This window comes from Exiguobacterium sp. s122, from assembly GCF_018618475.1.
GTDB classification, from domain to species: Bacteria; Bacillota; Bacilli; order Exiguobacteriales; family Exiguobacteriaceae; genus Exiguobacterium; species Exiguobacterium himgiriensis.
On sequence record NZ_JACSMD010000001.1, the window covers coordinates 1,139,336 to 1,161,494 of the forward strand.

Consider the following 22,159-nt stretch of genomic DNA (forward strand, 5'->3'; position numbering starts at 1 on the left):
AAAAGACGAAAAAATAGATCTTTGGACCTACTAGTCGTATGGCACAATTCATTCATGATGCCATACAAAAAGTCCTCGAAGTCGAGGACTATTGTTGAAAATAGTGTTTGTATCGTGTCCAGTCGATTTGTTCTTGCTCGAGTGCTTTCTTCAAAAACTTATGATCGCGTTTTGGCGTTGCTGCGATATACCCTTTCACGACGAGTTCGGTCGTCATCTCGTTCGCACGGGATTCAAGTGCGAATTGCCCGATTTTACCGGCGATCTTTCGAATTGCGACGTCACGGAACAGTTCCGGCACCGGTGTGACCAATCGGTCCAAAAGCGTGCGCGTTTCTGGCGTCCACATATGTCGGGTACGGTCAATATAATCGTCTTCGATATCGAGCAGTGACAACCCGTCCTCTTTTGGCATCCGTTTTAAAAATTTGCGGAACATGAAAAATCCACCGATCGACATTAGACCGATCATCACGAAACCCCAAAAGACAATGAAATACATGACCAGACTCTCTGGCATCGTCTTTCCCCCGTTCTATTTACAGTCATTCAAACTTAGTATACAAAAAACAATCCGATTACAAAAGTATCCGCTTTGACTCAGGATGGACGAACGGGACACATTTCGTTAAAATAGATAGCGTTGCAAATTGAACGAATCAGGAACGTCTTGAAACAGAAAGGACCACATAAATGAGCCAATTGAAACACGAAGTAGAGAAACGTCGTATTTTCGGTATCATCTCTCACCCGGATGCCGGTAAGACGACTTTAACAGAAAAACTCCTCCTGCACGGTGGCGCCATCCGTGAAGCGGGGACCGTCAAGGCCCGCAAAAACTCAAAACACGCCAAATCTGACTGGATGGAAATCGAGAAGCAGCGTGGCATCTCGGTCACGTCGTCGGTTATGCAGTTCGTCTATCAAGACAAAGTCGTCTCAATCATGGATACGCCGGGACACAACGACTTCGGTGAGGACACGTATCGCGTCTTGACGTCTGTCGACAGCGCCGTCATGGTCATCGATGCCGCGAAGGGGATTGAGACGCAAACGAAGAAACTGTTCCAAGTTTGTCGCATGCGTGGAATCCCAATCTTCACGTTCATGAACAAACTCGACCGTCAGGCGAAAGATCCGCTCGAATTGATGGAAGAACTAGAAGAAGTACTCGGTATGCCTTCGGTCGCCGTCACTTGGCCGATCGGAAGCGGGATGCAGTTTGAAGGGGTATACGACCGTATCAAGAACGAAGTCCATTTATTCCGGGGTGACAAGTCGACGCTCACGTTGAACGAAGACGGCGTAAATGACCCGGTTCTTGCCGACTACTTGACGGAAGAGAACTTGACGAACTTACGTGACGAGATTGACCTGTTAGACGGTGCCGGCAACGAGATTGACGTCGACGCGATCCAACACGGGAAGTTGACGCCGGTCTTCTTCGGGACGGCACTCGTCGATTTCGGGGTCACGTCATTCCTTAACCACTATCTCGACATGTCACCAGCACCGGAAGCTCGGAAATCGAACGTCGGTCCAATCGACCCGACGTCAGAAGAGTTCAGTGGTTTCGTCTTCAAAATCCAGGCGAACATGAACCCGGCCCACCGCGACCGCATCGCCTTCGTACGCATCTGTTCAGGCGTGTTCGAGCGTGGTATGGATGTGACGCTTACGCGGACGGGTAAGAAAATCAAGCTCAGCCAATCGACACAGCTCATGGCGAACGATCGAGAGACGGTCGACAAAGCTTTCGCCGGAGACGTCATCGGGATTTATGATTCAGGCACGTACCAAATCGGGGACACGATCACGACGGCGAAGCAAAAGATTGCGTTCGAGGCGTTGCCGACGTTTCCGCCAGAATTGTTCATGCGCGTATCACCAATCAACTCCCTCAAATCGAAGCACTTCCATAAAGGGGTCGAGCAACTCGCGCAAGAAGGGGCAATCCAAGTATATCGTAACGAATACAATGAGATTTACCTCGGCGCGGTCGGACAGCTTCAGTTCGAGGTGTTCGAGTACCGCTTGAACAACGAGTACGGTGTCGACATCCGTATGGAGCCAGTCTCGTACAGTGTCGCCCGTTGGGTGAAGGACAAAGAGTTGAAGGCGCTCAAGCCGTTCCAGGACTCACGGAACATGCTCGTAACAGACCGCTGGGAACGTCCGGTATTCTTGTTCGCCAACGAATTTACGTTCGATCGCTTCAAAGAGCGTTACGAAGACGAACTGACGCTCGTCGACGCGCTTGATGTGAATGCAGAAATCGGCGTGGAATAAAATGAGATTGTCAAAGCGATTCCTTTTTGGAATCGCTTTTTTTTTTGCAATCAGTAGCTATAGCGGTTTTGATAAGTTTTACTTATGACTAATTTGTGACGGAATGTATTTTACGTCACGCGGTCGTTGTATTATGATAAACATGTGATAAGTAAGCGATTACGGCAATTGCCTGCGTCGCCGCTTTCAAAAAGGGGGAAATCGTATGGAACAAACGAACGTGTTAGACGCTTTTTCATCGCGGACGAAGTTCGAGGTGAACGGTCAAGCATATGACTATTATCGACTTAGAAAACTTGAAGAAGATGGAGTGACTGAACTCAGTCGTCTCCCGTACTCGATTCGCGTCTTGCTCGAATCGGTGCTCCGCCAACAAGATGGCCGGGGGATCACGAAAGAGCACGTCGAGAACTTGGCTAAATGGGGTACAGCCGAGGTATCAAAAGATATCGACGTCCCGTTCAAACCGGCCCGCGTCGTCTTACAAGACTTCACAGGCGTCCCGACGGTCGTCGATCTTGCCTCGCTTCGAAAAGCGATGGCGGACCTTGGGGGAGACCCGAATAAAATCAACCCGGAAATCCCGGTTGACCTCGTCGTCGACCACTCGGTTCAAGTCGATGCATACGGCTTTGCCGGCGCACTCATGAAGAACATGGACATCGAGTTCGAGCGGAACGAGGAGCGTTACAAGTTCTTGCGCTGGGCACAAACGGCGTTTGACAACTATCGTGCCGTCCCGCCAGCCACTGGGATCGTCCACCAAGTCAACCTCGAGTATTTGGCTTCTGTCGTCCTCGAGAAACAAGATGGCACAGGCAACGTCGCGTATCCGGATTCACTCGTCGGAACGGATTCGCACACGACAATGATTAACGGTCTCGGTGTCCTCGGCTGGGGCGTCGGTGGGATTGAAGCCGAAGCGAGCATGCTCGGTCAACCGTCTTACTTCCCAGTACCGGACGTCGTCGGCGTCAAAATTATTGGAGAAGTCAACCCAGGTGTTACGGCGACAGACGTTGCTCTCGTCGTCACAGAAATGCTCCGGAACGAGAAAGTCGTCGGCAAGTTCGTCGAATTCTTCGGTCCATCGCTTCACACGATGCCACTCTCAGACCGTGCGACGATTGCCAACATGGCGCCTGAATACGGTGCGACGTGTGGATTCTTCCCGGTCGACACAGAGACGCTCAACTACATGCGCACAACAGGTCGTTCAGAAGAGTTGATCGACCTCGTCGAAGCGTACTCAAAAGCGAACGACTTGTTCTACACACCAGATCAAGCCGACCCGGCGTTCACGAAAGTGCTCACGCTCGACTTGTCGAAAGTTGAACCGTCGCTTGCAGGACCGAAACGTCCGCAAGACCGAATCAACCTTTCAGACGTACAGACGTCATTCGTCGACAGCTTGAGCGCGCCAAACGGGAATAGCGGTTTCGGTCTCGATCGTAGCGAACTTGAGAAGTCAGCGACTGTGAACTACACAGACGGTGCCGTCGACATGCGCACGGGTGACGTTGCCATTGCAGCGATCACGAGCTGTACGAACACGTCGAACCCGTACGTTATGGTCGGTGCAGGTCTCGTCGCGAAGAAAGCGATTGAACGCGGACTTACAGTACCAAAATACGTGAAGACGTCACTCGCACCAGGTTCAAAAGTCGTTACGGACTATCTTGACAAAGCGGGACTCACACCGTATCTCGATCAACTCGGATTCAATACGGTCGGTTATGGTTGTACGACATGTATCGGGAACTCGGGTCCACTCGACCGCGAAGTCGAAGATGCCATTACGTCGAACGATTTGCTCGTCTCGTCGGTGCTATCAGGGAACCGTAACTTCGAAGGTCGCGTCCATCCGCTCGTCAAAGCGAACTTCTTGGCATCACCACCGCTCGTCGTTGCGTACGCGCTCGCCGGGTCGGTCAACTTCGACATCATGAACGAATCGTTCGGGACGGACAATGAAGGAAACGAAGTGTTCTTCAAAGACATCTGGCCGTCAAACGACGAGATTAAGATGGTCGTTCAAGACGTCGTCTCACCGGAAGCGTTCCGTAAAGAATACGAAACGGTGTTCACAGGGAACGAACGTTGGAACGCGTTGTCAGTTCCAGAAGGTAACTTGTATGACTTCTCGGATGAGTCGACATACATCCAAAACCCGCCGTTCTTCGAAAACCTCGAGCCAGAAGCAGGAGAAGTTCACGCGTTGAACGGTCTTCGCGTCATCGGGAAGTTTGGGGACTCGGTCACGACCGACCACATTTCACCAGCCGGTGCGTTCTCGAAAACGACACCAGCCGGTCAGTATTTGCAATCAAAAGGCGTAGAGCCAATCGACTTTAACTCATACGGTTCGCGTCGTGGGAACCATGAAGTGATGATGCGTGGAACGTTCGCCAACATCCGGATTCGTAACCAAGTCGCACCAGGGACTGAAGGTGGCTTCACGACGTACTGGCCGACTGGTGAAATCATGCCAATGTATGATGCGGCGATGAAGTACAAAGAACAAGGCACAGGTCTTATCGTGCTCGCCGGCAACGATTACGGAATGGGCTCATCACGTGACTGGGCAGCAAAAGGGACGAACCTTCTCGGCATCCGTGCCGTCATCGCCCAAAGCTTTGAGCGGATTCACCGTTCAAACCTCGTCATGATGGGTGTGCTTCCACTCCAATTCATGGAAGGCGAATCAGCAGAATCACTCGGTCTTACGGGTGAGGAAGCGCTCGACATTCAAGTCGACGAGTCGGTCCGCCCACGCGACATCTTAGACGTGAAAGCGACGCATGAGAACGGTACGGTGACAGAATTCAAAGTCATCGCCCGCTTCGACTCTGAAATCGAAATTGACTACTACCGTCACGGCGGGATCCTTCAAATGGTCCTTCGTGATAAATTGAAGTAAACATGTTCACCTTCCTTTGAAAAAAGGAAGGTTTTTTTGCGAATGTGCGGAATTGAGGTGAGAGGCACCTCGATATCGGGAACAGAATGGGGAGAGGGGGGGAGTGTATGGAACGACAGACGAAATCAGGAAAGAACTGGTGGCAACGATTGCTCCAAAAAGAAGAGGTCGTGGAACACGACGTCGATATCACGCTACCGGAACTGAGGCGAGCGATTCATGAGTATGAACAGACGCTGCCAAAGGGAGTGAACCGGACCGTTTTACTAGATGACACGCAAGAGATCGACTTGTCACGGTTGAAACGACATCTTCCGGGAAAACCGAGACAGCGCTTCTTCATGTCAAAAGAGACGTTTCATATCGTCTCCGAAGAAGAGCGAGAGATCATTTATGAAATGGATCAAGTGCAGCGGGCACTCGATTTATTCATGGAACAAGAGCAAAAGTTACCACTTCGTAAATTCCAACAGACGATGCAACTTGATCTGACACGATTACGAGAAGGTGGCTATTTGAAAACGCTTCCGAAACGTCCGTATTATGTCGTCGACGAGACGCTTATCGTTTCGCTCGAACCGAAAACACCTGAGTGACGTCACGGCTTCGTCACTCTTTTTCGATTCACAAAAGACAGGTTGAGCGGTTGTGAATGGTTTATAAAGTATGTTACGGTGGAAAACGTATATGAAAATAAGAAAACTTAATAGGAGTGAATCGTATGAAAAGGAAAAGCCAAGTGACGACCGTGTTTACCGTTTCAGCTATCATTACGGTCTTGTTTACCATTTGGGGAATCTTCTCTGAAGAATTGCTCGGTAGGGCAAGTCTTCTTAATGTCACGACAAAAGTGCAAGGGTGGCTCTCGAACGGCATGGGATGGTTTTATTTATTCAGTGCGACCGGGATCTTGCTCGTTGCCGTCTTTTTAATTTTTTCGCGCTTCGGCTCGATTCGACTCGGAAAAGATTCCGATCGTCCCGACTTTGGGTATTTGACATGGTTCGCCATGCTCTTCAGTGCCGGGATGGGAATCGGTCTCATCTTCTGGGGTGCAGCCGAACCGCTCCTCCATTTCCACAGCCCTCCCTTTGAGTCTCCTACACCAGAAGGCGATGCCCGGACAGCTATGCGCTACGCATTCTTCCACTGGGGTTTCCATCCGTGGGCGATTTATGCAATGATCGCGCTCGCCATCGCTTACTCGACGTTCCGTAAAGGAAGACCGGCAACGATCGGTGAAACGATTGGCTCAATCGTCAATGACCGCTATGAACAACCTGTGAAACAGACGGTCGACATTCTTGCCGTCATTGCGACCGCATTCGGTGTGGCGACGTCGCTCGGTTTTGGGGCACAACAAATTGCAGGCGGGTTACATTACTTGATACCGAGCGTACCGAACGCCTTCTCGACACAACTCATCATCATCGCCGTCGTCACCGTCCTCTATATGATCAGTGCCTCGACTGGCCTTGAAAAAGGGATTCGAATTTTAAGTAATACGAACATCTTTCTTGCCGTTGTCTTGCTCGTCGCGACACTTATTGCGGGTCCGAGCGCATTCATTCTCGATTTGTTCACCCAGACGATTGGAACGTATCTTCAACAGTTACCGTCGATGAGTTTCCGGACGGCCGCGCTTGAACCGGTCGAACGAGAGTGGATTAACGGATGGACGATTTTTTATTGGGCATGGTGGATTTCATGGTCACCGTTCGTCGGAACCTTCATCGCCCGTGTCTCAAAAGGACGGACGATTCGCGAGTTCATTATCGGGATTTTACTCGTACCGACGTCATTCGGGTTGCTTTGGTTCTCTGTGTTCGGCGGGTCAGCCATCTGGGCAGACTTATTCGGTGGACAGAACTTGATTACGGCCGTCAATGAGATTGGAACGGAAGTCGGATTGTTCGCCTTGTTTGAAACGTTCGGCGGATTCGGTACGGTGCTCAGCATCATCGCCATCTTCCTCATCTCGACGTTCTTCATCACCTCTGCCGATTCGGCCACATACGTACTCGGGATGTTGACGACGAACGGAAAGTTGATTCCTCCGATGCGTATCAAATTGACGTGGGGCTTCATCCAGTCATCTATCGCAGCCGTGCTTCTATATGCCGGTGGACTAAGCGCCTTACAAGCAGTCGCGATTCTCGTCGCGTTCCCGTTCATTTTCGTACTGATCTTCATGATCATCGCATTGTTCAAAGATTTGTCAGATGAACCGGATGAACGTGACAAATGGATCGATGCATATAAAAAAGAAGAAGATAAACTGAGTTGATGCAACAGGGGTCTCGAATGAGGCCCTTTTTTGGTCGTAAATATTTTGCATGACCTCCACGCTAGTGTAGGATAGTAAGTGAAGCATAATGGGAGGGCATGAGATGAAACAACAAATGAAAAAACGTCTGAGCTGGGTGATTGGAGCCGGGATTCTCATCATCGGTGCCTTGCTCATCTACAACCTTTATTCATTATTCAACTTTACGGATGACGAAGGCAGAGAGAACCGCACGGAGCCATTCTACACGTCAGTCATCATCGGCTATGAAGAGAAAAAGCTACCGACTGAAGGCGAGACACTAGAGGTACGCGACTACCTCGTCACATATGATGAAAACGGACACTTCGTTTCGGAAGTCGTCTCAGGTCCGAACGTCGGAGCGAAGGCGGAATGGGACGGCTTGATCTACCGCGAGTTGAACCCAGAAGGGGAAGAGACGATTCGTCAAGAGACGACGTCAGGCGCGGTCGCGCCACATCCGTTCCTGTCACGGGCGACGAACGAACAGATCCGGCGATGGCTCGATGACGGCTCACTCGGTTCGAGTGAAGGCGATGTCGAGATAATCGGGCGTACCGCGCAAGCGTTCGTGAAGACGCAAACGGCGGAATCCGTGCCGGCTGAGTGGATCGAGAAGTACCCTTCCATCTTCAGCGAAGAAGAGAACGAGGAAGCGGTCACGTATTACATCGATGCGAACGAACGAATCTTACTCGCCGCAGAATCTCGAAATAACGGTAACTTGTTCCACTCGATTCGCATGACGTCTTTTGAATCACGATAAATCGGCTAGGAGCAGACTCATACGTCCGCTCCTTTGTCGTCTGAAAGGAAGAATAGAATGAAACAAATCAACTTGGACCAGGTACAAGCGGACTTATCGCGTTGGGAGACTGGCGAAACCGTCGACGAGGCCGCTTTATTATCTTACGCCCATTGGTCGCGGGCCACTGGACAACGTGACGAGTTGGTTCGTACGTTGACGCTCCTCGCGACGAGACGATTTCGGGAGACGGAGACGATGGACCCGCTCCTTAACCGTTGGATGAAAGAACTAGAATCGATGCACGCGTTGCCTGCAGAGCTCCGTGTCAGTCAATTGAATGAAAAGTTACGTCGTTTCCGGCAAACGCTCCAAATCGAGTGGCCGACACTTCGTGAGGCGGATTACGCCTCCATGAAAGTGCAAATCTTGACGGACTATGAAGCGAAAACAACGAGTCTACTTGAACAGCTAGATCAACTCCACGAAGAAATCGAACGGGCAAAGTCGGACTTGCGCGATTCAGAGTTCAAGCATCAGCTCGAGCAATTGTCCGACGCTGTCGTCGACGCGACACAGGAAGTCGCAGCGCTCGAGGACGATACGGCATCGCTTCTCGCTTCGATGCAAGGCAACTATTTCAGTCGCGAGGCGTTCCGTCGCTTCAATGAGCGCGTCACGACCGTAAAGTCGAGAATCGGGACGATTGTCGGGCTATTGCCGGAACAAAAGCGTGAAACGAAGTCGAGCGGGATTGAGAAGTTAGAGACGATGATCGGCTTAACCGACATTAAAGCCCGGGTCAAATCGTGGTATCGCTTTTTACTGTTTCAACAGGAGCGAGAAAAAGCCGGCTTCTCATCGGTTCATCAACCGTCGCTCCATCTCGTCTTCACCGGGAATCCAGGGACGGGCAAGACGACGCTCGCTCGGTTGATGGCTGAGATTTACTTTGAACTCGGACTTCTCAGCCGTCCTGACGTGATTGAAGCCGATCGCTCGAGCCTTGTCGGTGCGTTCGTCGGCCAGACGGAAGAACAAGTCATGAATAAAGTGAAAGAAGCGGAAGGGGGCGTCTTATTCATCGATGAGGCATACGCACTGAAGCGACAAGATGCGAGCGGGAGCGACTATGGACAAGCCGCAATCGATACACTTGTCGCCGCGATGACGAGTGGCGAATATGCCGGGAAATTTGTCGTTATCCTCGCCGGGTATCCGGAAGAGATGCGTCACTTCCTCCTCGCCAACCCTGGCCTCCGGTCCCGGTTTCCAGAGTCGAACCATTACGAGCTACCGAACTATTCCGACGAAGAGCTTATCGCGATCGGTGAAAAAGTGGCTGATGAGAACAATTACGTCCTTACGGCCGAAGCAAAACGGGCGCTGCTTGCGAGACTAGATCGACAGCGTGTCGATGCGACGTTCGGGAACGCGCGCACGGTTCATAACATCTTGCTCGATGCGATGTTCCAAAAAGGATCTCGCTTCGGTGCGAACGCACCACTTGATGAGATGGCGATATTGACCGAACTTGATTTCGTTGAGCCTCAGTCTGAAGAGGACCGTGCGCTTTCTGTTGATGACCTTGTCGGCATGGCGGAAGCAAAACGACAGCTTCAGGAAATCGAGGCGCTCATCACCGTTCAAAAACGCCGACGTGAGCTCGGACTGAAGACGGCGCCAGTCGAACTTCACGCGACACTCGTCGGCAACAGCGGGACCGGAAAGACGACGTTCGCCCATTTATACGCGCAGTTGCTGAAGAAAGCGGGCTATCTGAAGCGTGGTCATTTGAAAGTCGTCAGCCGAGCCGACCTCGTCAGTGGGTACGTCGGTCAGACGGCTCAGAAGACGAAAGCCGCAATTCGTGACGCGCTCGGTGGTGTGTTGCTCATCGATGAGGCGTATAGTTTAAGTGGGGGCCCGAACGATTATGGCAAAGAGGCGATTGACACGCTCGTGGACGAGATGCCGAAACACGGGGAGAACTTGGTCGTCGTGCTAGCCGGTTATGAGGCACCGATGCGTCGATTGATTGAGTCGAACCCGGGCCTTAGCAGTCGGATTAAACGGAGCATTCACTTCGAGGACTATTCGATTGCCGAGCTTGTCGAGATTGCAATCCGCTACGCTGAGAAGTTCGGCTATGTGTTGGACGAGGAGGCACGTCGAGAAATCGAGAACCGAATTACACAAATGGACCGCCCGAACGCCCGAATGGCGTTATCACTGATTGACGAGGCCATTGCCAGACAGTCGTATCGACTCATTGCTCAAGACGTGGCAGAAAGTGACTTCAATCAATTATTAGCAGTAGATATTAGTACCAAGTTATAATACAATGGAATGGAAAGCGAGGACGATACTGATGCATACGATTCAAATTCCGGTTCGTTACCAAGAGACTGACATGATGGGAATCGTTTATCATGCGAACTATCTCGTCTATTTAGAGATAGCAAGAACCGAGCTCCTGCGAGAACTTGGTGTCGAATATAAAGACATGGAACAGGCAGGATTTGTCTCACCGGTCACGAACGTATCGGTCGATTACAAGAAGAGCGTGACGTTCGGCGACACGGTCCACGTCCGAGTGTGGGTCGACACGTACTCTAAAATTCGTACCGTTTACGGCTATGAATTAACAGATCAGGACGGTCATTTGGTCGGGACTGCGAAAACGACACATGTCGTCGTCAAACAAGGCGATTTTAAACCGGTCCGCCTTGACCGAGAGTTTCCAGAATGGCATGAGATGTATATGCGTGTCATGAGCCCCGTCTCATAACAGTGCTTCTTTTGTACCGTCAGTATGGTATCATATCTTGACGGTATTTTTTTGTATATAGAAAGGGGAAGATCGCATGCGAAAACCATCGCAATGGATGGTGTGCTGCGCCTTGACGCTCACGTTGGTGGGCTGTAATCCGAATGAACAACCTCCAACGAATGAACCGACGGAACAACCGGTCGTGACGGAGGAAGAACCAATGACGCCTCCAGTAGAAGCACCGGAGTCGAACGATGAAGAATCTGATACACCAGATACAGAAGTGACAGAAGAGCCGCCTACCGAAGAGGAACCGCCAGCGGAAACACCAGAAACGACGCCTGAAGAAGAGGCACCTCCGGTTGAACTCGTACCGAAAGAGCCGCTGCAAACGAACGGTCAGGCAAATTTGGCCCTCGATACCCTCATTCTCGTGAATAAACAAATCGCGCTCCCGAGTAACTATAAACCGCAAGACCTCGTGACCCCGAACATCGACTTCGTCGATTCGGCCACAGGGGACCGACGCATGCTCCGTCAAGAGGCGGCGTCTGGCATCGAGGCACTCATGACTGCCGCGAAAACGGCAGGGATTGATTTAAGAGGTACGAGCGCCTTTCGTTCTTACGACTATCAAGTTCAGCTCTTTAATGCATACGTCGCGCGCGATGGAAAAGAACAAGCGATGAAGTATTCAGCGCCGCCGGGTCATTCGGAACATCAGACCGGACTCGCGATTGATGTGTCGAGCGCCTCGGTCGGTTATCAATTGACGCAAGGGCTCGAACAGACAAAAGAAGGCAAGTGGCTGGCCGATAACGCCCACAAATTCGGATTCATCGTCCGTTATCAACGGGCATTTGAAGATGAGACGGGTTATATGTATGAGCCGTGGCATTTACGTTACATTGGGGTAGAGCATGCGACGAACGTCAAACAGATGAACGTCCCGTTCGAAGAATACCTCAAGCAATTAATGGACTAAGGGGATTTGCGATGCCTTATTTAACAGAGATTTTCATTGTATTGATTAGCTATTTACTCGGGGCTGTCCCGTTCGCGCTCATCATCGGCAAACTCGGATACCGGGTCGATGTCCGTGAGCATGGAAGTGGCAACTTGGGCACGACGAACACGTTCCGTGTGCTCGGCAAACGGGCCGGAACGCTCGTCTTGCTCGGGGATATGGGGAAAGGGCTCCTCGCCGCATTGCTCCCGCTTCTGTTCGGAAGTGACATGAGCTTGCTTTTAGCCGGAATCCCGGCCATCATCGGCCATTCGTACCCGATCTTTGCGAAATTCAAAGGTGGCAAGTCGGTTGCGACGAGCGCTGGCGTCTTGCTAGCGGCGTTCCCATGGTTTTTCCTCGTTGTCGTCGCGACGTTCCTATTGACGCTTATGATTTCAAAGATGGTCTCACTCTCGTCGATGGCGGCATCCGCAGTCGGACTCGTGACCGTGACCGTATATGGATTGATGACGAGAGACTGGTTACCGCTCGTCGTCATCGTTCCGCTCGCCTTGTTCATCATCATTAAACATCGCGCAAACTGGCAACGCATCCGTTCTGGGACCGAGCCGAAAGTGCCATTGTTTCAAAAGCGAAAATAATGCGAATACGGAGATGGATCGTTCAATGACCTCCATCTCTCGCGTCCTCGATTCTTAGAGCCAAGCTTAACAAGCTTGGCTTTTTTGTGGATTTCTGTTGATTTTAACGAAAATTCACGAAAAACATGTTGGATTTGCCCGTTCTTTACTTTCCGTTTACGTTAAATTTACATCCGTTCGCTACACTAAGAAAGGAAACGAATATTGCGGAGGAGGCAGGCTTGTGTCTTTAATAGGAGAAGAGCGTAAACAAAAGATTGTCGAATGGATTGAACGGGAAGGAAAAGTGAAGACGAGTGAACTGATTGAACGATTGAACGTCTCGGGGGAGTCGATTCGTCGTTATTTGGAGGAGCTCGAGAAAGAGCATCGGATTAAACGGGTCTACGGTGGCGCCGTTTTGCATCAAAGCGTCTCGTTCCAGCCGATGATGATCTCCAACATGGATGGGATTCGTCGCATCGCCTATACGGCGTTCCAACTTGTGGAGGATGACGCCCTTCTCTATATCGGTCACGGGGTTGCACCGGAGCAAGTCGCGGCGCGGATGCGAGGACGGAACTTGACGGTCGTCACGCCATCGCTCACGGTCGCGAAAGCACTGTTCGAACAGCGGGCAAAAGGCGTCTTCACAGGAGACATCCAACTGCTCGGCGGCACCATCGATACGAAGCATCTCGTTGCGGTCGGGGAACAAGTGTTACAACAGCTGAAGGCGTATGTGTTCGATGCGGCCTTCCTCTCCGTCGAAGGGGTCGACCCTACGCTCGGGTTGACGTGTGACGCCCACGGTCTCGCGACAGTGTCACAAGCGGTCATGCAACAGAGCCGCACGTGTTACTTGCTCGTCGACCATACCCAGTTCAATCAACAGAAACGGTACCGGGTCTCGGACTTTTCAAAGGTGACGACTGTCATCTCCGACTTCCCGGAACCGACGGATTGGAAGCGCGACCTCGCCATCCATGAGGTCGATTGGCGCTTTGCTCCATAATAAAAGGAGGCGTTTGAATGATTGAAGTGATTGCCACTACACTACAGGAAGCAAAACAAGCAGAACGTTTTGGGGCGGATCGGCTCGAATTGATTGCCGATATGCCTTCTGGCGGGACGACACCGAGCTTTGGGACGATTCGAAACGTGATCGAGCATGTAGCGATCCCTGTTCATGTCATGATTCGTCCGCATGCAAACTCGTTCGTCTACAACGAGGACGATGAGGAGACGTTACTTGCGGACGTCGGGCTTTGTCGGGAACTCGGAGCTGCAGGTATCGTCTTCGGTGCGTTGACCGTTGACGGAAAAATCGATGAACGGCTTCTCGGTGAAGTCATTAAACATAAAGGCGACATGGCGCTCACGTTCCATCGTGCCATCGATGAGGTAAGAGACATCATCGCCGCCGTCGAGGTATTAAACGATTTTCCTGAAGTCGATCACGTGCTGACGTCTGGAGGAGCCGCGACGGCACGAGAAGGAATCGATTTGCTCAAGGCGATGCGCGAGGTAGCGGAGATGAACATCTTACCCGGAGCCGGCATCGATGCTGACAACGTACGCGAATTGATGGACACACTAGACGTCACGTACGTCCATGTCGGGTTAGGGGTCCGGACGGATGGTGCGCTAGATGAATCAAAGTTCCAGCGATTCCATGAACAGACGAAGCGATAAAACAGTCGATTGACTGTTTTTTTGCTATAATGAAAAAAACGAAACAATGTAGGTGACGTTATGCAAGCTTCCGTTTATAAACAATTTGCTCTTCGGATGCTCTCTGGAAACTGGGGCATCGCCATCTTTGCCGCCATCGCGACGATGCTCGTGCAGACTGTCGTCACGTCGCAACTCAACTTGTCTACTGATGCACCGACTGACGTGTTGTTCATATCGATTCTATTATTGTACAGTTCGCTCGTCCTGCTCGCTCCGCTCGAACTGGGTCGGAATTGGATTTACCTCGATATCGCGAAGGAAGATAAACCGACACTCGGTCTCCTCTTCGATTCGTTCGGGTCGCTCAAACAGTATGTGAAGGCCGTCTTCTATTATGGGCTGTTCTATCTCGGTTTAAACGCCCTCATGTTACTTTTGATCGTTCCAGGTGTATGGTTTTATTTGACGTTTCGAATGGTGCCGTTCATTTTACGCGACCAGCCCGACCTATCCGTTCTCGCCGCCATGAAAGCGAGCAAGCGGCTCATGGATGGTAAAAAGCTTGTCCTGCTCAAACTGCTCGCAAGTTTTATCGGCTGGTACGTGCTCGTCTTAGTGACAGGCGGGCTTGCCTTAATTTTCGTCCAACCTTATCTTGAGACAGCACTTGCAGGACTCTATTTAGAAATCAAGGCAGAAAAAGAGGCGGAGCACGTAAAAACAGTCAGCTGAGCATACTCAGCTGACTGTTTTTCATGTGTCATGACGATCTGATTTTTGGGGGTCAGGTGCCTCATCGAACGCTTTCCGCTCTTCGCTCGATGCTTCCGCATGCCACTTTTTCGCTTGTTCTGTGGCGATTGGAATGGCTTTTTTCGGAGAGTACCCTTGAGCGAGCAAGGCGTTGGCGATATCGATGGCTTTCTTTTTGACGAGTGGGTCAAAGTTTTTCAACGATTGCGGATAGTCCTTCATGTTCCATGGCATGGACAATCGCCTCCTTCCTTCACCTAATTCCACGCACGACTAGTTTCAAACTTCTTGATGTAAATAGTACTCAATCAACGCTTGCGTCCCATTGTCGCCGTACCCATTCTCTTGAAGAATCGTATAGAGCTTCGAGGCGAGTTCAAGGCTTGGTAGCTTCACGTTCAGTTGTTCGGCACTCTCTAAAGCGAGACCCATGTCTTTAATGAAATGCTTGATGAAGAACCCAGGCGAGTAATCCTCCTGAATCATCCGAGGGACGAGGTTCTCAAGCGTCCAACTGCCGGCCGCACCGCCGCGAATCGTCTGACGCAACTGCTCGGCGTCCAGACCGGCCCGTTTCGCAAAGGCGAGCATCTCCGCATTGCCCATCATGATGCCGGCAATGGCGATTTGGTTTGCAAGTTTCGCATATTGACCGCTACCGGCATAACCCATCCGCTCGATGGCTTGGCCCATCGCTTCAAACAAAGGACGCGCTTTCGTGAACGCAAATTCTCCGCCGCCGACGAGGATCGAGAGCGTCCCATTTTTTGCGCCGACGTCACCACCCGTGACCGGCGCATCAAGCGGAAGCAAGCTCCGGTCGATGGCCGCTTCAGCGATGCGTTCAGCGAGGATAGGAGAAGACGTCGTCATATCGATGACAATCGTACCAGGATCGGCGGATTGGAGGATCATGCCGTCACCGAAATAAATCTGCTCGACGTCAGACGGATATCCGACAATCGTGATGACAGCATCGGCCCCGGCACAAACATCAGCGATGGTGTCACACCACGTGACGCCCTCATGGAGTAAGTCGATTGCTTTCTCTTTTGTTCGCGTGTGGGCTTGAACGTGGAATCCGGCTTTCATTAAATTCCTGACCATCGATTGCCCCATGACACCGAGTCCGATAAATCCGATTGTCTTCATATTGATTGACCTCCTAATTGTTGTTGCGTGACCAGTTTTTCATATAGTTCGTTTTCATGTAACAGTTGCTGATGCGTCCCGCGTCCGCTAATCGCCCCGTCCTCGAGGACGATAATCTGTTCGGCATGTTGCACCGTCGAGAGGCGATGGGCGATGACGAGCGTCGTTCGACCGCGCATAAGCCGATCGAGCGCTTCTTGAACGAGACGTTCCGATTCAGAATCAAGGCTTGACGTAGCTTCGTCAAGAAGCAAGATTTGCGGATCGCGGAGAAGGGCGCGGGCGATGGCGAGTCGTTGGCGTTGCCCGCCCGACAGACGGACACCGCGCTCTCCGATTTCAGTATCGAGCCCATCCGCCATCCCCTCGATAAATTGTCTGGCGTTTGCCATCTCACACGCCGCCAAAATCTCATCTTCTGTCGCATCACGCTTCAAGCCGTACAAAATGTTGTCGCGGACCGTGCCGGACAAGACGGGTGAGTCTTGCGCCACATAGCCGATGATTTGGCGCCACGCGTTTCTGCCGTACGTATGGATGTCTCGGTCGCCATAGAGGATTTTCCCTGACGTCGGGCGATAGAACTGTTCGACGAGCGCGAAGAGCGTCGTCTTCCCAGCTCCACTCGGCCCGACGATGGCCGTTGTGGCTCCGAACGGTACCGTCATCGACAACTGCTTAATCACAGGTGCCTCACCATATTGGAACGTCACCTCTTCGAATGAAAGAGAAGCTTGTTGAATCGGCTCGGATGCGTCTTCATACGGTTCTGTTTCAACAAGAAGCAGCTCAGAAATACGTTCGGTCGCGCCACGGGCTTTTTGAAGACGTGTCAAAAATTCGGACATCGTAATGAGTGGCGTGATGATTTGAAACAAGTACAGCATGAACGCGAGCAGAGACCCCGTCGAGAGAGCACCGGTCGAGACGCGGTACGCTCCGAAGCCTAGGATAGCGATGAGCATCGCCGTCAGCGTCACGTTCAGGAGCGGAATCAATAGCGCTTGGATGCGTCCTTCCCGCACACCGTAGTCGAATAACCGTTCAATCCGACGTTTTCCTTCGGTCACTTCCTCGGGTTCGGTCGCTTGCGACTTCACGAGTCGAATCTCGCCGAGTAGTTCCGCAAAGAATCCGGACAAAGCACCGAGCTCGTGTTGTGTCTTTTTGGCGATGACGCGCAACCGGCGACCGAGCGGGATGACGATCAATAGTGTCGTCGGTACCGAAAACAAGATGACGAGCGTCATCTGCCAATCGAGCGTGAACAAAATGCCGACCGCCCCGATGATTGAGACGACAGACGTCAACAAGCGGACGCTCTGCTCGGACAACAGTTGTTGGAGTGTCGTCGTATCATTATTGAGGCGTGAGACGAGCTCACCCGATTTGATCCCGTCATAAAACGGGATCGGGAGCGCGACGAGCCGTTCCCATAACGTCGTCCTTAAGTTCGCGACGACGCGCTGGCCAACGATATGTAGCCAATAGATTGAAATCGCGCTCGAGATAACTTGGACTAAAAACGCCACGATGAAAATGGTGATGAGCCGTGCGTCGAGCATGGCGACGCTCCAGTTGTCCACGACTCGTTGCAAGATGAGTGGGATGGCAAGCGAAGCCACCGCCTGAATGAGTGAGATGAGGATTGCCCCGATAAATAACGCTTTCGGAGGCTTGGCGATTCGAAACAGTTGAATGAATGATCGCCATGTGGTCGTAGCTTCCATCACACGACCCCCTTTCCATTTAACTTTCGCTGTTTCGAAATGAAGTGTCAAGACGTCGAACTAGTTTGCAGAATAATGATAGAATGAAGATGAGGTGAAGTGACATGAAATGGATACATACGGCCGATTGGCATTTAGGAAAGATTGTCCACGGTCGCCATATGACAGAAGATCAACGAATCGTCTTGTTCGATTCGTTTTTAAACATCGTTGATGAAGAGAAACCGGACGCCATCATCGTCGCAGGTGACTTGTACGATCGTGCCGTCCCACCGGTCGAGGCCGTCGATTTACTCGACGAGATGTGGAAAGCGCTCGTTTTAGAGCGGAACATCCCGGTCGTCGCCATTGCCGGTAACCATGACTCGGCAGAACGATTGCAGTATAGCTCGAAACTGTTGACGAAAGTCGGGCTCCATATCGTCGGGAAGCTTGAGCCGGACGCAGGACCGCTTGAAATCGGCGGCGTCCCGTTTTATTTAATGCCGTTCCTAGAACCGGCGCGGGTTCGTTACGCTTTTCATGACGACTCGATTCGGACGCACCACGATGCACTCGCTGCGGTCGTCGACGCTTACGGCGCCATCGATTCGAACGCGGTCGCAGTCGGGCATAGTTTTGTCGCAGGTGGGCTTGAGACCGATTCAGAGCGTCAGTTATCTGTCGGGACGGCCGGACAAGTCGCGAAAGGGTTGTACGCCCCGTTCGGCTATACGGCACTCGGTCATTTACACAACCGGGACGCGATTCAAGATGAACGCATCGCATACAGCGGATCACTCATGAAATATTCTTTTTCTGAGGCGAACCATGTGAAATCGGTCGACATCATGGAGTGGGACGGGACGTGGACACGCCGACGTCGCCCGCTCGAGGCGCGCCGCGACTTACGTATTTTAACCGGGACGTTAGACGAGCTGCTCGACCCGTCATTTTATCAAGACGAGGCTGTGGAGGATTATTTGAAGATTGTGTTGACGGATGAGCGCGCCTTGTTCGACCCGATGGCGAAGCTGCGCACGGTTTATCCGAACATTCTCCATCTCGAGCTCGAGCTGTTACGACGTCAAGAAGAGACGTCACGAGTCGAACGGGAGCAGCTCGACCGTCGCTCAATCGAAGACGTCTACCTTGATTTCTTTAAAGCGGTTCATGGGAAAGATGCCGACGCGTATGTCCAGGAACTCATCGAAGGAGGTGACGTGAAGTGAGACCTGTCAACTTGACCATCACTGCCTTCGGTCCCTACGCCGAGACCGAGACGATTGACTTCACGAAACTCGAAGGACGCTCGATGTTCGTCATCAGCGGACGCACAGGCGCCGGCAAGACGACCATCTTTGATGCGATGACGTTCGCCCTGTACGGCCGAGCGAGCGGCTTGCTTCGAAACGCGAGCGATTTTAGGAGTCAGTATGCAGAACCGGAGCGGAAGACCGAAATCGACTTCTCGTTCACGATTCGAGACGAGCGGTACCGCATCGTCCGTCAGCCGCAACAACCGCATCCGAAAAACAAGACACCGATTCCACACGAGGCGGTACTCTATGAGTGGAAAGACACGTGGAAGCCAATCGCGACGAAAGTGAACGACGTCGAACAGACAATCGAGTCGTTGCTCCAGCTCAATTACGAACAGTTCAGTCAAATCTTACTGCTCCCTCAAAATCAGTTCCGTCAATTACTCGATTCGGATTCTGTCAAGAAACAACAGATTTTACAGTCGATTTTCAAGACAGAAGCGTATCGGGCGTTCCAAGAGGATTGGGTCGAGAAACATGGGAAATATCGTAAGCGCGTCGAGTGGGCCATCGAGACGACGCGGTTGAAACTGTTGGAACTCGAAGACGAGGAAATCGAAACGGTCGCGACACGGAACGTACCGGACATTGTCACTTGGCTTGAGGATAGAGAAGAACGTCTGGTACAAACGAAAGACACGGTGCAGCTAGAGAAACGGGCGGCCGAGATTCGACTCGAAGAGGCACGGGTGCACTTGAATGAGGCGACGGCACTACTTGCGTTAATGGAAGAGCGGGATACGTACCGTAATGCGCTCAACACGTTCCAAGATGCGGAAGAGGATCGCGTGAGACGACGTGCCTTGATTGAGCGGCTCGAGAAAGTCGTGACCATCCAACCGCACTATGAACGGTTCGAGACGCTACGGCACGATACCGAGCGCATCAAAAAAGACCGCATCGAATCTCAAAAGCGTGACGAGATGTATGCGGCACAGCTTGAGACGTTACATGAACAGTCCGACAAGATGACAGAGCTCCGTCAAGAAGCCGAACGGACGAATAACCGATTGAATGAGATTGCTGAATGGCTTCCATATGTCGAGGAATGGCAGCAAGCGACAGAGAAACGGACGGTGTTGAAGCGCCAAGTCGATGAACTTGCTGTGTTTCCGGAAGAGGCCCGTTTAGTGGAGCTCCGTGACATCGAACAGACACTCGCGAAACAACTTGAAGACAAGCCCGCGACTGAAGAACTCGTCGAAGCGGAGCGCCGCTACAGTCAGCTCGAGCATCATAGCCGGCTCGTCGAAAAAATCGAGCGTGTCGCTGGCGAACTCGCCGCTTGTGAGCGAAACGGAAAAGACGTGCAACGTCAACATGCGGCCCAGGCCATACGTGTCGAGCGTTTCGTTGAAGCCGAGCATGCGCTCATGGCGGACACGCTCCGAGACCGGCTCAAGGCGGGCGACCCGTGCCCGGTTTGTGGATCGCGAACACATGAACGGGTCGAACGTTCTACCGGTCAGGCGAATGAAAGTGAGCATCAATTAGCCATCGAAACGCTTCGGCGGCTCGACACCGCGCTCCATGAGGCCCGCGCCGACTATCGGGCGCTCAAGCGTCAATATGATGAACTCGTCGCAGAGCGCGACGTCGCTACGAAATCGTTACAACTCGTCGGTCCGGCGAGCGAGGCGCTCCATCAACAGGCGTCGCTCGTCCAAACACTCCGAAACGACGTCGAAGAGCGAAAACGTGTCGAGGCGACATTTCGGACGACCACGCAGGCGGTTAGGAAACTTGAGACCGCCAAGCGGGAACAGGCGGAGAAGCGGCAATCCTTATTCGAAGCGTTGCAGGCGATTCAAGAAACGTTACAGACGATGCGACAAGTCGATGGGATGACACGCAGCACGTTGACGACAGAACGTGACCAGCTGACGTTACGACTCCAAACCATTATGCGCGAGGTCACGGAATATGAGCGGCGAACGGAAGAAGTCAACCGTCTGAAGTGGGGGGAGGCTGAACGGTTCCGACTGCTCACGGAACAGCTCGAATTCGAGGAACGCCGGTTAAACGAAGCGCGAGCGCAACTCGACGAGGCACTTCAGAAAATCGAGTTGACAGAAGATGCATTCTTACAGGACCGGACGCTTGTCGATACGTTGCCGACGTTAAAAGAACGTCTCGCCAAAGAGCTTGAAGAAGCAGGGCGAATCGAGCACGCTCTTCAAACAGTTGAAGCGAAAATCGGAGGACGACCTCGTCCTGAAGTCGAAGCGCTTAAAGAACGACTCCAAGTGGCACAGGAGGAGAGCGAGTCGCTCTCCGAACGTCTCGTCACCGCTGACGTCCACTTAAAGCGTCACCGCCAGACGGTCCGCGAGTGGCATGCGCTTCGTGAAAAAACGGATGCCGACGTCAGACGGCTCGAGACAATCAAGTTGATTGCCGATACAGGTCGCGGCGTGAACCCGCAGAAACTGACGTTTGAGACGTACGTGCAAACGGCGTTCTTCGATCAAATCTTACATGCGGCGAATATCCATCTCGATCAAATGACGAGCGGGCAGTTCCAACTTGAACGAAAAATCGAGACGGCGAAAGGAAATGCGAAGTCCGGTCTCGAATTATTAGTCTTTGACGCCTATACGGGTCAATCCCGACGCGTGCAAAACTTATCCGGCGGTGAAGGATTCAAAGCTTCCTTGTCACTCGCACTCGGCTTAGCTGAAGTCGTACAGCAACTGAGTGGTGGTGTCAGCCTCGAGACGATGCTCATTGACGAAGGGTTCGGGACGCTTGATGCGGAATCGCTCGACCAGGCAATCGAGTTACTCATGTCGCTCCAATCGAGCGGTCGGCTCGTCGGTGTAATCAGTCACGTGCAAGAGTTGAAAGACCGCGTCGATGCCCGGATTGAAGTGAAGAAAACAAGGAGCGGGTCGACGATCCAGCTCGTCGTGGAGTGAGAG

At 52.1% G+C, this 22,159-nt stretch carries 18 protein-coding genes; 14 read left to right on the forward strand and 4 right to left on the reverse strand.

Annotation, left to right across the window (positions count from 1 at the left end; all coding sequences use genetic code 11):
• Positions 1–88: 88 nt before the first annotated feature.
• The gene (locus tag KNP92_RS05840) at positions 89–520 is read right to left on the reverse strand and encodes a DUF2621 family protein (RefSeq protein WP_034804980.1); all 432 of its coding nucleotides are present in this window, start codon (positions 518–520) and stop codon (positions 89–91) included.
• A gap of 173 nt (positions 521–693) precedes the next feature.
• Between KNP92_RS05840 and KNP92_RS05845 the strand changes: the two genes are divergently transcribed.
• The 12 genes from KNP92_RS05845 (at position 694) to KNP92_RS05900 (ending at position 15,034) form a co-directional block, all read left to right on the forward strand.
• On the forward strand, positions 694–2,289 hold the full coding sequence (locus tag KNP92_RS05845; RefSeq protein ID WP_214838504.1) for a peptide chain release factor 3: 1,596 nt from the start codon (positions 694–696) through the stop codon (positions 2,287–2,289).
• Positions 2,290–2,494: 205 nt separating this feature from the next.
• Positions 2,495–5,209, forward strand: coding sequence for an aconitate hydratase AcnA (gene acnA, locus KNP92_RS05850; protein ID WP_214838506.1), 2,715 nt, complete (start codon positions 2,495–2,497; stop codon positions 5,207–5,209).
• 107 nt (positions 5,210–5,316) lie between these two features.
• Complete coding sequence (locus tag KNP92_RS05855; protein WP_214838508.1) at positions 5,317–5,805, forward strand: DUF3939 domain-containing protein; 489 nt, start codon at positions 5,317–5,319, stop codon at positions 5,803–5,805.
• Positions 5,806–5,930: 125 nt separating this feature from the next.
• Positions 5,931–7,496 (forward strand): BCCT family transporter, encoded by a 1,566-nt coding sequence (locus KNP92_RS05860; RefSeq protein WP_214838510.1) that lies wholly within the window; start codon positions 5,931–5,933, stop codon positions 7,494–7,496.
• A gap of 103 nt (positions 7,497–7,599) precedes the next feature.
• On the forward strand, positions 7,600–8,283 hold the full coding sequence (locus tag KNP92_RS05865; RefSeq protein WP_214838512.1) for a hypothetical protein: 684 nt from the start codon (positions 7,600–7,602) through the stop codon (positions 8,281–8,283).
• A 57-nt stretch (positions 8,284–8,340) separates the two neighbouring features.
• Positions 8,341–10,602 (forward strand): AAA family ATPase, encoded by a 2,262-nt coding sequence (locus KNP92_RS05870; protein WP_214838514.1) that lies wholly within the window; start codon positions 8,341–8,343, stop codon positions 10,600–10,602.
• Positions 10,603–10,633: 31 nt separating this feature from the next.
• On the forward strand, positions 10,634–11,053 hold the full coding sequence (locus KNP92_RS05875) for an acyl-CoA thioesterase (RefSeq protein WP_214838516.1): 420 nt from the start codon (positions 10,634–10,636) through the stop codon (positions 11,051–11,053).
• A 76-nt stretch (positions 11,054–11,129) separates the two neighbouring features.
• The gene (locus KNP92_RS05880; RefSeq protein ID WP_214838518.1) at positions 11,130–12,020 is read left to right on the forward strand and encodes a M15 family metallopeptidase; all 891 of its coding nucleotides are present in this window, start codon (positions 11,130–11,132) and stop codon (positions 12,018–12,020) included.
• Between the two features lie 11 nt (positions 12,021–12,031).
• Positions 12,032–12,646, forward strand: coding sequence for a glycerol-3-phosphate 1-O-acyltransferase PlsY (gene plsY / locus KNP92_RS05885; RefSeq protein ID WP_214838520.1), 615 nt, complete (start codon positions 12,032–12,034; stop codon positions 12,644–12,646).
• Positions 12,647–12,869: 223 nt separating this feature from the next.
• Positions 12,870–13,640 carry a DeoR/GlpR family DNA-binding transcription regulator gene (locus KNP92_RS05890; protein WP_214838522.1) on the forward strand — a complete coding sequence of 257 codons (771 nt, stop codon included), beginning with the start codon at positions 12,870–12,872 and terminating at the stop codon, positions 13,638–13,640.
• Positions 13,641–13,657: 17 nt separating this feature from the next.
• Positions 13,658–14,320: a copper homeostasis protein CutC gene (locus KNP92_RS05895; protein ID WP_214838524.1), complete on the forward strand. Its 663-nt coding sequence runs from the start codon at positions 13,658–13,660 to the stop codon at positions 14,318–14,320.
• Between the two features lie 60 nt (positions 14,321–14,380).
• A complete protein-coding gene (locus tag KNP92_RS05900; RefSeq protein ID WP_214838525.1) occupies positions 14,381–15,034 on the forward strand; it encodes a DUF975 family protein in 654 nt (217 codons plus the stop codon).
• A gap of 21 nt (positions 15,035–15,055) precedes the next feature.
• Here KNP92_RS05900 and KNP92_RS05905 read toward each other — a convergent pair whose 3' ends face one another.
• Genes KNP92_RS05905 through KNP92_RS05915 form a run of 3 tightly spaced genes read right to left on the reverse strand, consistent with a single transcriptional unit; the run spans position 15,056 to position 17,937 of the window.
• Positions 15,056–15,289 carry a DUF2188 domain-containing protein gene (locus tag KNP92_RS05905; RefSeq protein ID WP_211779379.1) on the reverse strand — a complete coding sequence of 78 codons (234 nt, stop codon included), beginning with the start codon at positions 15,287–15,289 and terminating at the stop codon, positions 15,056–15,058.
• Between the two features lie 45 nt (positions 15,290–15,334).
• Positions 15,335–16,207, reverse strand: coding sequence for an NAD(P)-dependent oxidoreductase (locus KNP92_RS05910; RefSeq protein ID WP_214838527.1), 873 nt, complete (start codon positions 16,205–16,207; stop codon positions 15,335–15,337).
• Complete coding sequence (locus KNP92_RS05915; protein ID WP_214838529.1) at positions 16,204–17,937, reverse strand: ABC transporter ATP-binding protein; 1,734 nt, start codon at positions 17,935–17,937, stop codon at positions 16,204–16,206. The genes KNP92_RS05910 and KNP92_RS05915 overlap by 4 nt, the downstream gene beginning before the upstream one ends.
• Positions 17,938–18,041: 104 nt before the next feature.
• Here KNP92_RS05915 and KNP92_RS05920 point away from each other — a divergent pair, with 104 nt between their 5' ends.
• Entirely contained in the window at positions 18,042–19,148 is a 1,107-nt protein-coding gene (locus KNP92_RS05920) for an exonuclease SbcCD subunit D (RefSeq protein WP_214838531.1), read from the forward strand.
• Positions 19,145–22,156 (forward strand): AAA family ATPase, encoded by a 3,012-nt coding sequence (locus KNP92_RS05925; protein ID WP_214838533.1) that lies wholly within the window; start codon positions 19,145–19,147, stop codon positions 22,154–22,156. Before KNP92_RS05920 ends, KNP92_RS05925 begins: the two co-directional genes overlap by 4 nt.
• Positions 22,157–22,159: the final 3 nt, after the last annotated feature.